Origin of the sequence: Pseudomonas sp. URMO17WK12:I6 (assembly GCF_003253625.1) — a bacterium.
Lineage (GTDB): Bacteria > Pseudomonadota > Gammaproteobacteria > Pseudomonadales > Pseudomonadaceae > Aquipseudomonas.
The window spans coordinates 54707-72332 of the sequence record NZ_QKYZ01000017.1 but is presented as its reverse complement, the minus strand read 5'-3'; the positions used below and the strand labels follow the sequence as shown (position 1 = coordinate 72332).

Below are 17626 nucleotides of genomic sequence, written 5' to 3'. Positions count from 1 at the left end.
CCATCTTCGCAACAGTGTTTCTCCTTTCCGGCAAATGACAATTTGTCGCAGGACTCGCTTTTTTTGATATCTTTGCGCAATTAACCAAATAGTTAACAACTATTTTCAGACTTGCCTTCACTGCTCTTAACCCTCCCCACAAACGTTCATGCGTCAGTAGGATCATGCAACATGACTAAGTCTCGACCTTCGGCATCCGTCAGCCGCTGGCCCATCTGGGTCGTCGCCTTCGGTGTGCTGGTATTTGGATTATTCTTCGCAACCGGTGGTGGCTACCTCGCCACGCTGGGTGGCAGCTGGTACTTCCTGCTCGCCGGTTTCGGTTTGATCGTCTCTGCCGTACTGCTCTTCAAGCAGCGTCTGCAGGGTGCCTGGCTGTTCGCGGCGGTGATGGTGCTGACCGTGATTTGGGCGCTGGCGGATGTCGGACTGAACTTCTGGCCACTGATCTCTCGCTTGTTCGCCCTGGGCGTGCTGAGCCTGTTGGTGGCATTGGTCTACCCCCATCTGCGCAAGGCCAATAGCCTGGCCAGCGGTCGCAGTGGCTACGCTCTGAGCGGTGTGCTGGCAGTCGCCATCGTTGCAGGTGGTGCCGGTATGTTCGTTCCCCATGCCCCTGTTTCGCCGACCGGTGACGGCCCAGGGCTGACCAAGGTCGAACCTGCCAAGGCCCAGAAAAACTGGGAACACTACGGTAACGACGAAGGTGGCGGCCGCTTCGCCGCTCTGGACCAGATCAACCGTAGCAACGTCTCGAAGCTGGTGCCGGCATGGACCTACAATACCGGGGACATCGCGATCAGCGACGGCAATGGCGCCGAAGATCAGATGACACCGTTGCAGGTTGGCGACAAGGTGTTCATCTGCACCCCGCACAACAACCTCATCGCACTGGATGCCGATACCGGTAAACAGCTGTGGAAGAACGAGATCAACGCCAAGACCCGTGTTTGGCAACGTTGCCGCGGTATCGCCTACTTCGACGCTACCGCTGCGCTCGCCCAGCCTGCTGACGGCAGCACACCTGTCAAACCCGTGTCGATACCGGCCGGCGCCAACTGCCAGCGCCGTCTGCTGACCAACACCATCGATGCGCGCCTGATTGCAGTGGACGCCGATACAGGGGAGTTCTGCCAGGGCTTCGGTAACAACGGCCAGGTTGATCTGAAAGCAGGTCTTGGTGACGTCCCTGATTCCTATTACCAGCTGTCATCGGCACCGCTGATGGCCGGGACCACCGTGGTCGTCGGCGGCCGTGTCGCCGACAACGTCCAGACCGACATGCCAGGTGGCGTGATCCGTGGTTTCGACGTCGTCACCGGCGAGATGCGCTGGGCATTCGACCCGGGCAACCCCGAAGACAAGCAGGCTCCGGCGGCCGGCAGCACCTACGTGCGCAGCACGCCCAACAGCTGGGCACCGATGTCCTACGACCCGGCGATGAACACCGTGTTCTTGCCGATGGGCAGTTCGTCCACCGATATCTACGGTGTGGAACGTACGGCACTGAACCACAAGTACGGCGCTTCCGTTCTTGCACTGAACGCAACAACCGGCGAAGAAAAGTGGGTCTACCAAACCGTCCACAACGACCTGTGGGACTTCGACCTGCCCATGCAGCCAAGCCTGATCGACTTCACCAAAGCCGACGGCAGCAAGGTGCCCGCCGTAGTGATCGGCACCAAAGCCGGCCAGATCTTCGTGCTTGACCGCGCCACCGGCAAGCCGCTGACCAAGGTTGAAGAGGTTCCGGTCAAAACCTCGAACATCCCGAACGAGCCTTACTCGCTGACTCAGCCGAAATCGGTGGGCATGCCAGCGATCGGCGCGCAAACGCTGACCGAGTCGGACATGTGGGGGGCAACGCCGTTCGATCAACTGCTCTGCCGTATCTCGTTCAAGAAAATGCGTTACGACGGGCTGTACACCGCACCAGGCACCGATATCTCGCTGAGCTTCCCGGGCTCGCTGGGAGGGATGAACTGGGGTGGTATCTCGACTGACCCGGTACACGGTTTTATCTTCGTCAACGACATGCGTCTGGGCCTGTGGATCCAGATGATTGCGGCGCAGAAAGATGCCAAGACCTCTTCCGGTGGTGAAGCACTGAACACCGGCATGGGCGCAGTACCGCTCAAAGGCACCCCGTATGCAGTGAACAAGAACCGCTTCCTGTCGGTTGCCGGCATCCCTTGCCAGGCACCGCCTTTTGGCACACTGACCGCGATCGACATGAAAACCCAGAAAGTCGCGTGGCAAGTGCCGGTCGGCACCGTCCAGGACACTGGCCCATTGGGTATCAAGATGCATCTGCCGTTGCCGATCGGCATGCCGACGCTGGGTGGTACGCTCTCCACCCAGGGCGGCCTGGTGTTCATTGCCGGTACACAGGACTACTACCTGCGCGCCTTCAATTCCGCCAACGGAGAAGAGGCCTGGAAAGCCCGGCTACCCGTGGGCAGCCAGGGTGGCCCGATGACGTATGTGTCGCCGAAAACAGGCAAGCAGTACATTGTCATCACCGCGGGTGGTGCGCGTCAGTCGCCCGATCGCGGCGATTATGTGATCGCTTACGCGCTGCCTGATAGCAAGTAACCTGTAACAACAAAAAGCCGCTGCCGCCCTGTGAGGGTGGCAGCGGCTTTTTGTTGTCTGCACGCTTGGCCCGTTGAACTCGCTGGCTCGGCGCGAAGCGGGTTTTAAAAATCGAAGAACACCGTTTCACCCTCCCCCTGAATACGTATGTCGAAACGATAAGCCGCCTTGCCATCCACCTCGCAACGCTGCGCTATCAGCGTTTCGCGACGCTGCGGTTGCTCGATCAGATTAAGCACCGGGCACGTCGCGTTGGCTTGTGGCTCATCGGCAAAGTACAGCCGGGTTTGCAGGTGAATATTGATCCCGCGGGCAAACAGCGACACATTGATGTGCGGCGCCATCGGCACCCCGGCGGCATTGTTCACCACGCCAGGCTTGATGGTGTTGAGTGTCCACTCCCCTGCATCGAAGGTGGTGGCGGTTCGGCCGAAACTGTTGAAGGTTTTTTCCGAGTCGAAGACCGGGTCGTAAACCCCTTCATGATTGGCCTGCCAAAACTCCAGAAACGAGTCTCGCACCAGGTGACCGTTGCCGTCATAGACATGACCGATCAGCAGAATCTGTTCGCCCTCGGCACCCGGCTTGGCCATCTGATTCCAGATTTCTTCCGACCGTGTCGGGTTGCCGGCAGCCGCCAGGGCCAGACCGATATGCACATAAGGGCCGGCCGTTTGCGAAGGGGTTTCGGGTAGCAGTTCGATAGGCATGGACGGACTCCTCAGCAGTTTTCGAAGTGGGTCTTGCGCTGGCCGCGCAGCACGATGTCGAAGCGATAGGCCAGGCAATCCATCGGGTTGGCATTCCCCATGTCGAGCCGGGCGATCAGGCTCTGTACCGCCTCTGGATTGGCGATCGACTTAACGATCGGGCACATCGGGATCAGTGGATCGCCTTCGAAATACAGCTGGGTGATCAGGCGCGTGGCGATCGATGGCCCGCTGATGGAGAAATGGATGTGCGCCGGGCGCCAGTCATTCGGACCGTTGCGCCAAGGATACGGACCGGGTTTCACGGTGCGAAAGCTGTAGCAGCCGTCACGGTCGGTCAGAGCCCGGCCGACACCGCCGAAATTCGGGTCCAGTGGTGCCAGGTAGCGATCATTTTTGTGCCGGTAGCGACCACCGGCGTTGGCCTGCCACATCTCCACCAGGGTATGCGGGATGGGCTTGCCATATTGATCACAGACCCGGCCGGAAACGATGATCCTCTCGCCCACCGGCAGCCCACCATTATTGAAGTTGAGTAGCAGGTCGTTATCGAACCGCCCCATCTTCAGGTGAGAGAAATCCGGGCCGCTGGTTTCGCTGGCCGACTGGGGGATGCTCACCAAGGCTTGGCGTGGAGAACGGGCGACAGAGGTTTTGTAATCAGGGGTCAGGGCTTTGGGGTGCCAATTACGGTCACGAATAACGAAACGACTGCTGTCTGCATCAGACATGTCGATCTCCTGTTGTTTGATTTATGGAGCACTACCTGCGCAGTTTCAAACAACAGAAGGCTGGGGAATATTGAAAAGCCACCCTCAACACATAACCAAATGGTTATGGATAAGACCCTTCGCGATACGCCTGCCCTACCTCGCGCAGCACCTCGACGCACCACTGGGCCGCCAGTGACAACGGCAAGCTGGCGTTACTGGAAATCCCCACCGAACCACCCGGCTCGCGCTGCCCCAGGTTGATCTCAAGCAGTTCGCCGCTTGCCAGATCCAGGCGCACGGCATCCAGAGGCGCGATCCAGATCGCCTCGCTGGACAACACATAACGACGGCTCAGGGTCACGGACAAGGTTTCCAGACGCTGCCGCGACTGGCTGATGCCGCATTGCACGAACAGGCTATCGGCATATTTGCGAATCGTCGTTCCTGCCAGCGGCAGCACCAGCGGGAAATCTTCCAGGGCGCTACGCTCCAGTGGCTCGGCCAGCAAGGGATGATCGGGACGCACCACCAGTGTCATGGACTCACTGTACAGATGCTCGAAGGTCAGCCCCTGAATCTCCGGGCTATCGGTCATACGGCCGACCACTAGGTCCACATCGCCCACCCGCAACTGCGACAACAAATAGGCGCTTGGCCCGGTCACCACACTCACCACCAGCGCCGAATGGCGCTCGTGCAAGCGCCGTACAACCTCAGGCACCAGCAAACTTTCCACTGTCGACAACACGCCGAGTCGAACCGTGCCTGCCGCATATTCGCCACCGCGCAAGGTATTCACCCCATCACGCAGCGCCTGCACCGAGGGCCCGGCATAACGCAAAAAGGCAACCCCGGCTTCGGTCAGGTTCACACCACTTTTACTGCGTATAAACAGACTTGCCGCCAGCAGTTCCTCCAGCTCCTTGAGCGTCTTCGACATCGCTGGCTGACTCACCGCCAACACATCCGCCGCCCGCGCCAGACTGCCCTGACGAGCCATTTCGAGAAAGCACACGAGGTGACGGAATTTGATGCGGGTGTCGATGTTCACTACGGAGCCCCGTGAGGTTGCCTCATTGGTATCGAAACGTTTGCAGGCAATCTTAGCGTGCGCTCAATTTCCTGGTGATCGGATGGTGGCAATGGACTTTTTTGACTTGCTCGGAGGGGATGTCAAATACAGGACATTGCGTCAATCAGGGCTTGATGTTCTTCAATTTATTGAGCAGTTCCAGCAACTGCTCAAGCGACTCCGCGCCGAACTGCTCCTGAATCTTCAAGTAGTTGCTTTCCATCCCCGCACTCATGTCGACGAAACACTGCTGCCCCTGCTCGGTCAGGGCGATGAATACCCGGCGCTGATCTTCGGACGACTTCCTGCGCCGGACGATACCGTCGCGCTCCAGCCGGGACAGCACGCCGGTCATGCTCGGTTTGAGGATGCATGCCAGATTGGCCAGTTGATGGCTTTCCAGTTCGCCGTGCTGACGCAAGATACGGATCACCCGCCATTGCTGTTCAGTCAGATCATGTTCGTTGAGCAACGGCCGGAAAAATGCCATGGCTGCTTCGCGGGCCTGCAACAAGGTGAGCGTAAGGGACGGTCTGGGGGTCGGCATGGTTCACGCGGAAAAAGAGGTCGAAGCGTCAAAGCTTAGAGTCGGCACAGAGTGCATGCAACATCCCCTCTGCAGCACATCATTAACTTATAAACAAATCAATGATCTCAGATAAAAAATAATCGCCACCACCCCTATTTCTTATGAAAAAACTGAAAAAAACGCTACGAAAATAATAGATAAGATGTTAACTATATGACACCCCTTACCGAATAGGGGGTGATACCTACAAAAACAACAAAAGGACCCCCCTCATGCATTCGTGCCTCCTTCGCACGGCGGCAAGCGTTGCCCTGTGCGCCGCGTTTAGCCCGTTTAGCGCTCACGCTGCTTTTGTCCAGGACAGTAAAGCCAGTTTGGACCTGCGCAATTTCTACATGAACCGAGACTTTCGTCAGAGCAATGCACCACAGAACAAGGCCGAAGAGTGGGCCCAGGGTTTTGTATTACGCCTGGAGTCGGGCTACACCGACGGCATGGTCGGTTTCGGGGTCGATGCCTTGGGCGAACTCGGGGTGAAACTTGACTCCAGTCGCGATCGTCGAGGCACCGGCTTGCTGCCCTTTGGCGCCAGCCAGCAACCAGAGGACAGCTACAGCGAATTGGGCCTGACCGCCAAGCTGCGAACATCGAAGACCGTGCTCAAACTCGGCACCCTACAGCCGCAACTGCCCGTGGCCGCCTATAACGACACCCGACTGCTGCCCTCAACCTACAGCGGTGAGCTGGTCACCTCCCAGGAAGTCGACGGCCTGACCCTGAATCTGGGCCGCCTGGAAAAGCAGAACCTACGAGACTCCTCCAGCAATGACGAGATGAGTTACGCCGGTGTGTAAAGCAGCCATCTCGATCTGGCCGGTGGCACCTACGCGATCAATCCACACCTGGCAGCGACCTATTATTACGCCCGGATGCAGGACATCTACAGCCAGCACTTCATCGGTCTGGTGCATGAATTGCCCTTGGCAGAAGGTGTGAATCTGCGCAGCGATTTGCGCTATTTCGATACTCGCGAACAAGGCAACCATGAATTGCGCAGTCCATCCAGGGTCGATGGCGGCAAGATCGACAACCGTTTTTTCAACGGCATGGTAAGCCTGTCGATGGGTGCCCATAAATTCGGCCTGGGGTACCAGAATCTCTCCGGAGACGGCGACTTCGCCTTTCCGGGCCTGGACCCATATTCAGTAAACCTGGTGACCATCAACGTCTTCACCAAGGCCGAGACCGACGCCTGGCAGGCGCGTTACGACTACAACTTCGCGGCCCTGGGCCTGCCTGGGCTGACCTTCATGACTCGCTATGTCGACGGCTCTCATGTGCAAACCTCCACCGTGCGTAACGGTCGGGAATGGGAGCGTGACACCGACCTGGTTTACACGGTGCAGAGTGGTCCGCTGAAGAACGTCAATGTGCGGCTACGCAACGCCACTCTTCGCTCAAGCAACGGCCTGACCAGCGATATAGACGAAAACCGGATCATCATCGGCTACAGCCTGGCCTTGTGGTGAGCCGCCCATGAAAAGTGCAATCGGTTCCCTGTAAAAGCCATTTTTCAGGGCACCGGCTGCGACCATGATTGCTCGACAGACACTCGACGCCTATCGAGAAGCAAACATGGCTACCTCAGCGCAAACCCGACTGCCGCAGGCGGTACTCCCCAGGAGTCACCAGCGCATAACGCTGGAAAAACCGACTGAAATAGGCCGGGTCCTTGAAGCCCAGCTGGTAGCAGATTTCATTGGCCGAACTGCCAGTGAACAACAACAGACGCTTGGCCTCCTGCATCAGCCGTTCAAGGATCAAACGTTTGGACGGCAGGTCGGCAATGCGCCGGCAGACATCGTTGAGCCGTGCCTCGGTAACACCAATGCCATCGGCATAGCGCGACAGCGGCCAGTGCTGCAGGTAATGGTCTTCGATCAATTCGTTGAAGCGGTGGAAGATCCGCAAGTCTTCATGGCGTGCCGGGCGGGCTTCCAGGGAATTGGCGCACAGCCTGAGCAGGCTGATCACGATCAATCGCGTCAGGCTCTCCAAGGCCGCCCCCCGCCCTGGCTTGTCGCCGTTGATCTCGTTGCACAGTTCCTCGAACAGAAACTCCAGTCTCCTGACCTCGGGCTGGAACTGTGGTGCCAGCCCCGCCAATGCCACGCAAGCCGCTGGCAACTGCGAGCCCGGCGCCAGACTCGGATCGGCATCGATCAACTGCCAGACCAGTTGCTGGCGCACCGTCAACACATGCCCGTCGGCGTCCGCTTCGGTGACGAAGGAATGGGCCACCGTCGGTGGCGTGAGGAAAAACATCGGTCCCGACTCGAGGTATTGCTGGTCATCCAGATAGACCCGCACCGCACCGCTCTTCACGTAATGCACCTGGAAGAACCGGTCGTGTCGGTGCACGGGCATATTGCGGCCGAAGAACTCAGCCAGATTGCCGAGTTTGTCGTAGTGCACTTCGGCATCGCTGTAACGCTGGTCGTAGACCTGACCGATGTTGATATTGGGGATCGGCTGACGATCGATCATCGCTCGGTTCTCTTTCTTGTTTGCGTGTTGGCAGTGCAAGGACTTTCATCCTGCGCCGGTTTGCGGCGGCTAACCACTGCCAGCGCATTTTGCCACGCTTGACGATTGTTAACATATTAATTATAACGTTAACAGGTTAACGAATATTTCGCGAAGCAGTCATTGCTCCGCCACTGCCAGGAGAAAAGCATGAGCCGTGCCCTGCATGATGTTGCGAACGGCACCCTGTTCGGCGTTGCGCTGAACTATCAAGGGTTGCTGAACCAACGTATCGCCGAATTCGGGCAAGCGCCTTACCAGAAACCGCCGGTTAAACCGGTGCTGTTCATCAAGACGCCCAACACCCGCAATGGCCATGACCGCGCGGTGATTCATCCGCAAGGTGAACGCCTGCAACCGGGGCCTGCACTGGGTGTGGTGATCGGTAAAAGCGCCAGCCGGGTCAGCATCGAGAATGCGCTGGAACATGTGGCCGGCTACACCATCGTCAACGAGTTCAGCCTGCCGGAAGACAGCTACTACCGCCCGGCGGTGAAAGCCAAGTGTCGTGACGGCTTCTGCTCGCTGGGCCCGGAATTGGTGGGCCTTGACCAGCTCGCCGATCCGCATCAGTTGAGTCTGAAACTGTTCGTCAACGGTGAACTGCGCCAGGAAAACTCCACGGCCAACTTTGTCCGCAGCATTCCCCAGTTGATCGCCGAAATCAGCGAATTCATGACCCTCCACGAAGGCGATGTGCTGATCACAGGCACCCCTGAAGGCCGTGTCGATGTCCAGCCCGGTGACACCGTCGAAGTCGAAATCAGCGGCGTGGGCCGCCTCGTCAACCACATCGTGGCCGAGTAACAGGAGCTTCCATGAAACACGCCCGTATCCGCTTTGAAGGTGAAGTCCACCTCGTCCATGTCGAAGAGCACAACGCCGTGCGCCTGGCCGACGGCCGCCTGCTGGCCGAAGAACAAGTGCAATGGCTGCCACCGGCCACCGGCAGCATGTTCGCCCTGGGCCTGAACTACGCCGACCACGCCGCCGAGTTGGCCTTCAAGCCGCCCACCGAGCCCCTGGCGTTCATCAAGTCCCCGGGCACCTACACCGGCCATAACCAGGCTACATGGCGCCCGGACAACGTCGCCTATATGCACTACGAGTGCGAACTGGTCGCCGTCATCGGCAAGCCCGCGCGTAACGTCAAGCGTGAAGACGCCCTCCAGTACCTGGCCGGCTACACGGTGTGCAACGACTACGCGATCCGTGACTACCTGGAAAATTACTACCGGCCCAACCTGCGGGTGAAGAACCGCGATGCCACGACGCCGGTCGGTCCGTGGATCGTCGACGTCGCCGACGTGCCGGACCCGAGCAACCTGAAACTGCGCACCTGGATCAACGGTGAGTTACGTCAGGAAGGCTCGACCTCCGACATGATTTTCGACATCCCTTACCTGATCGAATACCTGTCCAGCTTCATGACCTTGCAGCCCGGCGACATGATCGCTACGGGCACGCCGGAAGGTCTGGCCGATGTGGTTCCCGGCGATGAAGTGATTGTGGAAGTGGAAGGCGTGGGTCGCCTGGTTAATCGAATTGTTAGCGAAGCGGAATTTTTCTCCGCCCGTAAAGAGGCTTGAGCAGCATGATCAAACACTGGATCAACGGCCGTGAGGTCGAAAGCAAAGACGTTTTCGTCAACTACAACCCGGCCACCGGCGAAGCCATCGGTGAAATCGCCAGCGGCGGCGCCGAAGAAGTCGCTCAGGCCGTAGCCGCGGCCAAGGAAGCCTTCCCCAAGTGGGCTAATACGCCAGCCAAGGAACGTGCCCGACTGATGCGCAAGCTCGGTGAGCTGATCGAGCAGAATGTCCCGCGTCTGGCCGAACTGGAAACGCTGGACACGGGCCTTCCGATCCATCAGACCAAAAATGTGTTGATCCCCCGCGCTTCGCACAACTTCGATTTCTTCGCCGAAGTCTGCACCCGCATGGACGGTCACTCTTACCCCGTCGACGACCAGATGCTCAACTACACCCTGTATCAGCCGGTGGGTGTTTGCGGTCTGGTGTCACCGTGGAACGTGCCGTTCATGACTGCCACCTGGAAAACCGCGCCGTGCCTGGCACTGGGCAATACTGCGGTGCTGAAGATGTCCGAGCTGTCCCCGCTGACAGCCAACGAACTCGGTCGTCTGGCTGTTGAGGCTGGCATTCCCTATGGCGTGCTCAACGTCATCCAGGGTTACGGCGCCACCGCCGGTGACGCACTGGTTCGGCACCCGGATGTGCGCGCAATTTCGTTCACCGGAGGTACCGCCACCGGCAAGAAAATCATGCAGACCGCCGGCCTCAAAAAATACTCCATGGAACTCGGCGGCAAGTCACCGGTGCTGATCTTTGAAGATGCGGACCTGGAGCGCGCCCTCGACGCCGCACTGTTCACCATCTTCTCGCTGAACGGCGAACGCTGCACCGCTGGTAGCCGGATCTTCATTCAGGAAAGCGTTTACCCTCAGTTCGTCGCCGAGTTTGCTGCCCGCGCCAAACGCTTGATCGTCGGCGATCCACAGGACCCGAAGACTCAGGTCGGCTCGATGATCACTCAGGCCCACTACGACAAGGTCACTGGCTACATCAAGATCGGCATCGAGGAAGGCGCCACCCTCCTCGCCGGTGGTCTGGAACGTCCGGCCAACTTGCCGGCGCACCTGAGTAAAGGCCAGTTCATTCAGCCGACGGTGTTCGCCGACGTGAACAACAAGATGCGTATCGCCCAGGAAGAGATCTTCGGTCCGGTGGTGTGCCTGATTCCGTTCAAGGACGAAGCCGAGGCCCTGCAACTGGCCAACGATACCGAGTATGGCCTGGCGTCTTACATCTGGACCCAGGACATCGGCAAGGCCCATCGCCTGGCCTACGGCATCGAAGCCGGCATGGTATTCATCAACAGTCAGAACGTGCGGGACTTGCGTCAGCCGTTCGGTGGTGTGAAAGGTTCCGGTACCGGACGCGAAGGCGGCCAGTACAGCTTTGAGGTGTTCGCCGAAATCAAGAACATCTGCATTTCCATGGGCAGTCATCACATCCCGCGTTGGGGTCTCTGAACAGCCGATGGTCGCTGCTGAAGGCAGCGATGGGCCGCGCATCGGCTCATCGCAGCCTTCACTGGCCACCAGATTGAATCGAATAACAACAATTTCAGGAGAATCATCATGGGCGAAGTCGTCCTGGCCGCGAAAATCTGCCATGTACCCTCGATGTACCTGTCGGAACTGCCCGGCAAGCATCACGGTTGTCGCGAGGCGGCAATTGCCGGACACAAGGAAATCGGCCGTCGCGCCCGCGAGCTCGGTGCCGACACCGCCGTGGTGTTCGACGTGCACTGGTTGGTCAACAGCGGCTATCACGTCAACTGCGGCGAGCATTTCAAGGGCATCTACACCAGCAACGAACTGCCGCACTTCATCAAGAACATGGAGTACGAGTACCCGGGTTGCCCAGCGTTGGGCGAGCTGATCGCCACCGAGGCCAATCAGGCCGGAGTGCGCACCATGGCCCATAACATCCCGAGCCTGGAGTTGGAATACGGCACTCTGGTACCTATGCGCTACATGCACATGGGCGTCCCGGACGAGCAGAAGTTTGACGTGATCTCCATCGCCGCCTGGTGCGCCTGGCATCGCCTGGAAGACAGCTTCGCCTTCGGCGCCGCCGTGCGCCGGGCCATCGAGAAGAGCGACCGCAAGGTGCTGGTACTGGCCTCCGGCTCGCTGTCCCACCGTTTCTCCGACGACCGCGAAGCCGAAGCCAACATTCACAACTGGACCCGTGAATTCGACAAGCAGATGGACCTGCACGTGGTCGAGATGTGGAAGCAAGGTCGCTTCAAGGAGTTCTGCGCAATGCTCCCGGACTACGCCGAGCATTGCTTCGGCGAAGGCAAGATGCACGACACCGCGATGCTCCTTGGACTGCTGGGCGGGCCTGAATACAACAAGCCAGCCGAGATCATCACCCCGCCGTTCGGCAGTTCCGGCACCGGCCAGATCAACGCCATTTTCCCCCTCTGACACTCGCTCGCGGGCAGCCTGAAGGTTGCCCGCGCCCCGGAGACTCACATGCCGCATTTCATCGCCGAATACACCGACAACATCGAACAGCAGGCGGACTTGCCCGCGCTATTCGAAAAGGTCCACGCCGTCCTGGGAGACAGCGGCGTGTTCCCCCTGGGCGGCATCCGCAGTCGTGGCGTGCGCCTGGACACCTGGCGCATGGCGGATGGCAAGCACGATTACGCTTTCGTCCATATGACCCTCAAGGTCGGTCACGGACGAGATCTGCCGACCCGGCAGACAGTCGCACAAACACTGTTCAACGTAATCACCGAGCACTTCGCCGAGCTGCAGTCGCAACGCTTGCTGGCGCTGTCGTTCGAGATGATCGAGCTGCACCCCGAACTGAATTTCAAGCAGAACAACGTGCATGCCTTCTTGAAGAACCAGGCGGGCTGATTCACGCCCTCCTTCCGCCAACGGCCACTCAAACAAAAAGTACAACATCATGAGCACAGCCAATACCGCTGACAGCATCACCCTTGCCGAGCACGATCGAACCCACAGCACCGTTACCTGGCGCCTGATGCCATTGCTGTTGATCTGTTACCTGTTCGCCCATCTGGACCGGATCAACATCGGCTTCGCCAAGATGCAGATGAGTACCGACCTGCACTTCAGCGACACCGTCTACGGCTTCGGAGCCGGACTGTTCTTCATTGCCTACGCGCTGTTCGGGGTACCGAGCAACATGGCCCTTGACCGGGTCGGACCACGGCGTTGGATCGCCAGCCTGATGGTGGTCTGGGGCGTACTTTCTGCCAGCATGTTGTGGGTCGAAAGCTCCAGCGGTTTCTATGTCCTGCGCTTTTTGCTGGGCGTAGCCGAAGCCGGCTTCTTTCCCGGGATCCTGGTGTTCCTCAATCGCTGGTACCCGGCCCGGCGCCGGGCTCAAGTCACCGCGCTGTTTGCCATTGCCGTGCCGATGGCCGGAGTCATCGGCGGACCGCTGTCCGGGGCGATTCTGGAAAACCTCCATGACTTCGGTGGACTGCGCGGCTGGCAGTGGATGTTCCTGATCGAAGGGGCGCCGGTGGTCTTGCTGGGCCTGGTGGTGCTCAAGTGTTTGCCGGATAACTTCGAAGTCGTGAAGTGGCTGAACCCGGCGCAGAAACAGCAACTGCGCGCGCAACTGAGCAGCGAAGAACAGCGTAAATCCATCACCTCCTTCGGTGGGATTGTGCGCGACCCACAGGTCTGGCTGCTGGTGGCGATCTATTTTGCGGTGATGCTGGCGGTCAACACCCTGGCCTTCTGGATGCCAACACTGATCCACGGCGCGGGAATTGGCAGCGACGGCAAGGTAGGCCTGCTCAGTGCAGTGCCCTATCTGGCCGGGTGTTTCTTCATGATCGGCTGCGGACGCTCGTCGGACCGTAACCGCGAACGCCGCTGGCACCTGTGTGTGCCGCTACTGATGGCCGCCGCCGGTATCGCAGTGGCGGGCCTGGCGCCGGGCAACCCGCTGTTGGTGATGGGCGGCTTGACCGTCGCTGGCATGGGTGCCAGCGCCGCGTTGCCGATGTTCTGGCAACTGCCTCCGGCCTTTCTCTCCAACTGCACACAAGCCGCCGGCATTGCCCTGATCAGCTCGTTCGGCAGCATCGCCTCGTTCCTCGCGCCTTACCTGATCGGCTGGATGCGCGACACCACTCAGAGCGCCAGCCTGGCCCTGTATGTCCTGGCGCTGTTAATCGCTCTCGGCGGCTTCCTGGTGCTGCGCACCAATGCGGCCATCGTCAATCCACAATAAGAGATCTTCGTCATGCTCGATCAACAGCAAATCCTTCACGCCGCCGCACAACTGGATCGGGCTGAACGCTCCAGGGAGCAGGTCCGGCAATTTTCCCTCGATCACCCGGCTATCACCATCGAAGACGCGTATGCCATCCAGCGCGCCTGGGTCGCCCAGAAAATCAAGGACGGGCGCAAACTGGTCGGGCACAAGATCGGTCTGACCTCGCGGGCCATGCAAGTGTCCTCGAACATCACCGAGCCGGACTTTGGTGCCTTGCTCGATGACATGTTCTTCGACGAGGGCACGGACATTCCGTTCGAGCGCTTCATCGTGCCGCGGGTGGAAGTGGAGCTGGCGTTCATCCTTGGCAAGCCGCTCAAAGGTCCGAACTGCACGATCTTCGACGTGCTCGACGCCACTGAATGGGTGATCCCGGCGCTGGAAATCATCGATGCGCGAATTCAGCAAATCGACCCGCAGACCAAGGCGACACGCAAGGTGTTCGACACCATTTCCGACAACGCCGCCAACGCTGGCGTGGTCATGGGCGGTCGTGCCGTGCGGCCGACCGAGATCGACCTGCGCAAGGTGCCTGCGGTGCTCTACCGCAACGGCGTGATCGAGGAGTCCGGGGTGTCGGCCGCCGTGCTCAATCATCCGGCCAAAGGCGTGGCATGGCTGGCGAACAAACTGGCCGCCTACGACGTCACCCTGGAAGCGGGCCAAATCATTCTCGGCGGCTCCTTCACCCGCCCGGTGGTGGCCAACCCCGGTGATACCTTCCATGTCGATTACGACATGCTGGGTTCCATCTCCTGCCGCTTTGTTTGATCCCTGGAGGACTGTTCCATGGACATGCCCATCAACCGTTTCAAGCAACGCCTCAAAAGCGGCGAAGCTCAGATAGGCCTCTGGCTCGGTCTGGCCGATGCCTACTGTGCCGAGCTGGCAGCCAATGCCGGTTTCGATTGGCTGCTGATCGACGGCGAACATGCACCCAATGATCTTCGCGGGTTGCTCGGCCAGCTTCAGGCAGTGGCGCCCTACCCCAGTCATCCGGTGATACGCCCGGTGATCGGCGATATCGCACTGATTAAGCAGGTGTTGGATATCGGCGCCCAGACCCTGCTGGTGCCGATGGTTGAAAGTGCCGAACAGGCACGGGAACTGGTGCGTGCGATTCACTATCCGCCCCAGGGCATACGCGGTGTCGGCAGTGCGCTGGCCCGTGCGTCACGCTGGAACAGCATTCCCGGTTACCTCGACAAAGCGGATGAACAAATGTGCCTGCTGGTACAGATCGAAAACCGCGAAGGCCTGGTCAACCTGGATGCCATTGCGGCGGTCGAGGGCGTGGACGGGGTGTTTATCGGCCCGGCGGATTTGAGCGCGTCCATGGGCCATCGCGGCAATCCGGGGCATCCCGAGGTGCAGGCGGCCATCGAGGACGCCATCGTGCGGATTCAGAAGGCCGGCAAGGCCGCAGGCATTCTCAGCGCCGACGAGACACTCGCCCGGCGCTATATCGAGTTGGGCGCGGCATTCGTTGCCGTGGGTGTCGACACCACCGTGCTGATGCGTGGCCTGCAAACCCTCGCCGGCAAATTCAAAGATGCTCCGGTGCCCACCAGCTCCGGCGGCGTGTACTGATTTTTCGAGAAGCCCGATGAAACTTAACGATTTGAAACTGCTGCGCGAGCAGGCTTACATCAATGGCCAATGGGTCGACGCCGATGACGGTTCACGCTTCGCGGTGACCAACCCGGCGGATGGCGAAGTCATCGTCCAAATCAGCTCCCTCGGCCAAGCCGAAACCGCCCGCGCCATCGCCGCGGCCCAAGCTGCCCTGCCCGCTTGGCGCGGCAAAACCGCCAAGGAACGCAGCAAGGTATTGCGCACATGGTTCGAGCTGATCATGGCCCATCAGGAAGACCTGGCCCGCCTGCTCAGTTGGGAACAAGGCAAACCGCTGGCCGAGAGTCGTGGCGAAATTGCCTATGGCGCGAGCTTTATCGAGTGGTTCGCCGAAGAGGCCAAGCGGGTCTACGGCGATGTGATTCCTCATGACAAGCAAGGTCGGCGGCTGGTGGTGATCAAGCAAGCCATCGGGGTGGTGGCGGCCATCACACCGTGGAACTTTCCCAATGCGATGATCACCCGCAAGGTCGGTCCGGCGTTGGCCGCCGGTTGCACCGTGGTGCTTAAACCGGCTTCAGAAACCCCATTGTCGGCTTTGGCCCTGGCTGAACTCGGCGAACGCGCCGGCATTCCGGCGGGCGTGCTGAACGTCGTCACCGGCACCCGCTCTCGAGAAATCGGTGCGGAGCTGACGGGTAACCCGGCAGTGCAAAAACTCTCGTTCACCGGCTCCACCGGCATCGGCAAATTGCTGATGGCCCAGTGTGCGCAAACCATCAAGAAAGTCAGCCTGGAACTGGGCGGTAACGCGCCCTTTATCGTCTTCGAAGACGCCGACCTGGATGCCGCCGTGGAGGGTGCCATCGGCTCGAAATTCCGCAACAGCGGCCAGACCTGTGTCTGTACCAACCGCTTGCTGGTACAAAACAGTGTCTATGACGAGTTCGCCCGCCGCCTGGTGCTGGCGGTCAACACCCTCAAGGTCGCCCGGGCAGAAACCGAAGGCGCGCAACAAGGGCCGCTGATCAACGCCAAGGCGGTGGCCAAGGTCGAGGAACACATCAACGACGCACTGGCCCAGGGCGCGACGCTGCTGGCCGGCGGCAAACCCCACGCACTGGGCGGCAACTTCTTCGAGCCCACGGTCCTCGGCGACGTCACCCCGGTCATGCTGGTGGCCCGGGATGAGACCTTCGGCCCGCTGGCACCGCTGTTCCGTTTCGACACCGAAGCCGAGGCAATCGCCATGGCCAACGATACCGAGTTCGGTCTGGCGTCCTATGTCTACACCCGCGACCTGGGCCGGGCCTGGCGCGTCAGCGAGGCGCTGGAGTACGGCATGGTCGGAGTCAACGAAGGACTGATCTCCACCGAAGTGGCGCCGTTCGGCGGGATAAAGCAGTCAGGGTTGGGCCGCGAAGGTTCCAAGTATGGGATCGATGATTACATCGAGCAGAAGTACATGTGCCTGAGCATCAAATAATCTCTGTACAACGCGTCATTCGATTTCGCGAGCAAGCTCGCTCGCGAAATCGCTCCGATATTGTCAGCGCTTGATGGTCTTCAACTCGTTGAGCAGCCCGAGCAACGTCTGCAACTTCTCCTCTCCCAACTGTGCCTGCAACCGTTGGTAGTTCTCTTCCATGCACTGGCTCATGGACTCAAAGCACGCCTCGCCCTTTTCGGCCAGGGTCACCAGCACCCGTCGCTGGTCCTGCTCGGCCTTGCGCCGATGGACCATGCCGGCCGCCTCCATGCGCACCAGCACACCGGTCATGCTCGGTTTGAGGATGCACGCCAGTTCCGCCAGCCGGTAGATTTCCAGCTCCCCGTGCTGACTGAGAATGCGGATAACCCGCCACTGTTGTTCAGTCAACCCGTGCTGGTTGAGCGAGGGACGAAAAAAACTCATGGCTGCTTCACGTGCTTGCAGCAGGGTCAAGGTCAGGGATTGCCGGGGTTTGAGCATCGGAGTCAGGATC

General features: G+C 59.7%; 16 protein-coding genes and 1 pseudogene. 11 read left to right on the top strand and 6 right to left on the bottom strand.

Going from position 1 to position 17626, the window contains the following annotated elements; all coding sequences use genetic code 11:
- Nucleotides 1-171 precede the first annotated feature (171 nt).
- On the top strand, nucleotides 172-2595 hold the full coding sequence (locus F475_RS24890) for a glucose/quinate/shikimate family membrane-bound PQQ-dependent dehydrogenase (protein ID WP_096480348.1): 2424 nt from the start codon (nucleotides 172-174) through the stop codon (nucleotides 2593-2595).
- Nucleotides 2596-2699: 104 nt separating this feature from the next.
- Here F475_RS24890 and pcaG read toward each other — a convergent pair whose 3' ends face one another.
- The 4 genes from pcaG to hpaR (F475_RS24870) form a co-directional block, all read right to left on the bottom strand.
- Nucleotides 2700-3305: a protocatechuate 3,4-dioxygenase subunit alpha gene (gene pcaG / locus F475_RS24885; protein WP_019578629.1), complete on the bottom strand. Its 606-nt coding sequence runs from the start codon at nucleotides 3303-3305 to the stop codon at nucleotides 2700-2702.
- Nucleotides 3306-3316: 11 nt separating this feature from the next.
- Nucleotides 3317-4036 carry a protocatechuate 3,4-dioxygenase subunit beta gene (gene pcaH / locus F475_RS24880; RefSeq protein ID WP_111454939.1) on the bottom strand — a complete coding sequence of 240 codons (720 nt, stop codon included), beginning with the start codon at nucleotides 4034-4036 and terminating at the stop codon, nucleotides 3317-3319.
- A gap of 103 nt (nucleotides 4037-4139) precedes the next feature.
- Complete coding sequence (gene pcaQ / locus F475_RS24875; protein ID WP_018927929.1) at nucleotides 4140-5069, bottom strand: pca operon transcription factor PcaQ; 930 nt, start codon at nucleotides 5067-5069, stop codon at nucleotides 4140-4142.
- A gap of 145 nt (nucleotides 5070-5214) precedes the next feature.
- On the bottom strand, nucleotides 5215-5637 hold the full coding sequence (hpaR, locus tag F475_RS24870; RefSeq protein ID WP_026286558.1) for a homoprotocatechuate degradation operon regulator HpaR: 423 nt from the start codon (nucleotides 5635-5637) through the stop codon (nucleotides 5215-5217).
- Nucleotides 5638-5891: 254 nt separating this feature from the next.
- Between hpaR (F475_RS24870) and F475_RS24865 the strand changes: the two are divergent.
- Nucleotides 5892-7148 (top strand): annotated as a pseudogene (locus F475_RS24865) (OprD family porin).
- Nucleotides 7149-7263: 115 nt separating this feature from the next.
- Here the strand turns inward: F475_RS24865 and hpaA are convergent.
- The gene (gene hpaA, locus F475_RS24860; protein ID WP_018927925.1) at nucleotides 7264-8166 is read right to left on the bottom strand and encodes a 4-hydroxyphenylacetate catabolism regulatory protein HpaA; all 903 of its coding nucleotides are present in this window, start codon (nucleotides 8164-8166) and stop codon (nucleotides 7264-7266) included.
- Nucleotides 8167-8355: 189 nt separating this feature from the next.
- On the opposite strand from hpaA, the gene F475_RS24855 reads away from it, so the two are divergent.
- The 9 genes from F475_RS24855 (at nucleotide 8356) to F475_RS24815 (ending at nucleotide 17127) form a co-directional block, all read left to right on the top strand.
- Nucleotides 8356-9012, top strand: coding sequence for a fumarylacetoacetate hydrolase family protein (locus F475_RS24855; RefSeq protein WP_111454938.1), 657 nt, complete (start codon nucleotides 8356-8358; stop codon nucleotides 9010-9012).
- Nucleotides 9013-9023: 11 nt separating this feature from the next.
- A complete protein-coding gene (locus tag F475_RS24850) occupies nucleotides 9024-9794 on the top strand; it encodes a fumarylacetoacetate hydrolase family protein (protein ID WP_018927923.1) in 771 nt (256 codons plus the stop codon).
- Nucleotides 9795-9799: 5 nt separating this feature from the next.
- Entirely contained in the window at nucleotides 9800-11260 is a 1461-nt protein-coding gene (hpaE, locus tag F475_RS24845) for a 5-carboxymethyl-2-hydroxymuconate semialdehyde dehydrogenase (protein ID WP_111454937.1), read from the top strand.
- Between the two features lie 108 nt (nucleotides 11261-11368).
- A complete protein-coding gene (hpaD, locus tag F475_RS24840; protein ID WP_111454936.1) occupies nucleotides 11369-12226 on the top strand; it encodes a 3,4-dihydroxyphenylacetate 2,3-dioxygenase in 858 nt (285 codons plus the stop codon).
- A gap of 48 nt (nucleotides 12227-12274) precedes the next feature.
- Entirely contained in the window at nucleotides 12275-12667 is a 393-nt protein-coding gene (locus F475_RS24835; protein ID WP_111454935.1) for a 5-carboxymethyl-2-hydroxymuconate Delta-isomerase, read from the top strand.
- Nucleotides 12668-12716: 49 nt separating this feature from the next.
- The gene (locus F475_RS24830) at nucleotides 12717-14021 is read left to right on the top strand and encodes an MFS transporter (RefSeq protein ID WP_018927919.1); all 1305 of its coding nucleotides are present in this window, start codon (nucleotides 12717-12719) and stop codon (nucleotides 14019-14021) included.
- Nucleotides 14022-14033: 12 nt separating this feature from the next.
- Complete coding sequence (gene hpaH / locus F475_RS24825; protein WP_111454934.1) at nucleotides 14034-14837, top strand: 2-oxo-hept-4-ene-1,7-dioate hydratase; 804 nt, start codon at nucleotides 14034-14036, stop codon at nucleotides 14835-14837.
- An 18-nt stretch (nucleotides 14838-14855) separates the two neighbouring features.
- Nucleotides 14856-15656, top strand: coding sequence for a 4-hydroxy-2-oxoheptanedioate aldolase (gene hpaI / locus F475_RS24820; protein ID WP_018927917.1), 801 nt, complete (start codon nucleotides 14856-14858; stop codon nucleotides 15654-15656).
- A gap of 16 nt (nucleotides 15657-15672) precedes the next feature.
- Nucleotides 15673-17127 (top strand): NAD-dependent succinate-semialdehyde dehydrogenase, encoded by a 1455-nt coding sequence (locus tag F475_RS24815; RefSeq protein WP_111454933.1) that lies wholly within the window; start codon nucleotides 15673-15675, stop codon nucleotides 17125-17127.
- A gap of 63 nt (nucleotides 17128-17190) precedes the next feature.
- On the opposite strand, the gene hpaR (F475_RS24810) is transcribed toward F475_RS24815, so the two are convergent.
- Nucleotides 17191-17613 carry a homoprotocatechuate degradation operon regulator HpaR gene (gene hpaR, locus F475_RS24810; RefSeq protein WP_064621252.1) on the bottom strand — a complete coding sequence of 141 codons (423 nt, stop codon included), beginning with the start codon at nucleotides 17611-17613 and terminating at the stop codon, nucleotides 17191-17193.
- Nucleotides 17614-17626 lie beyond the last annotated feature (13 nt).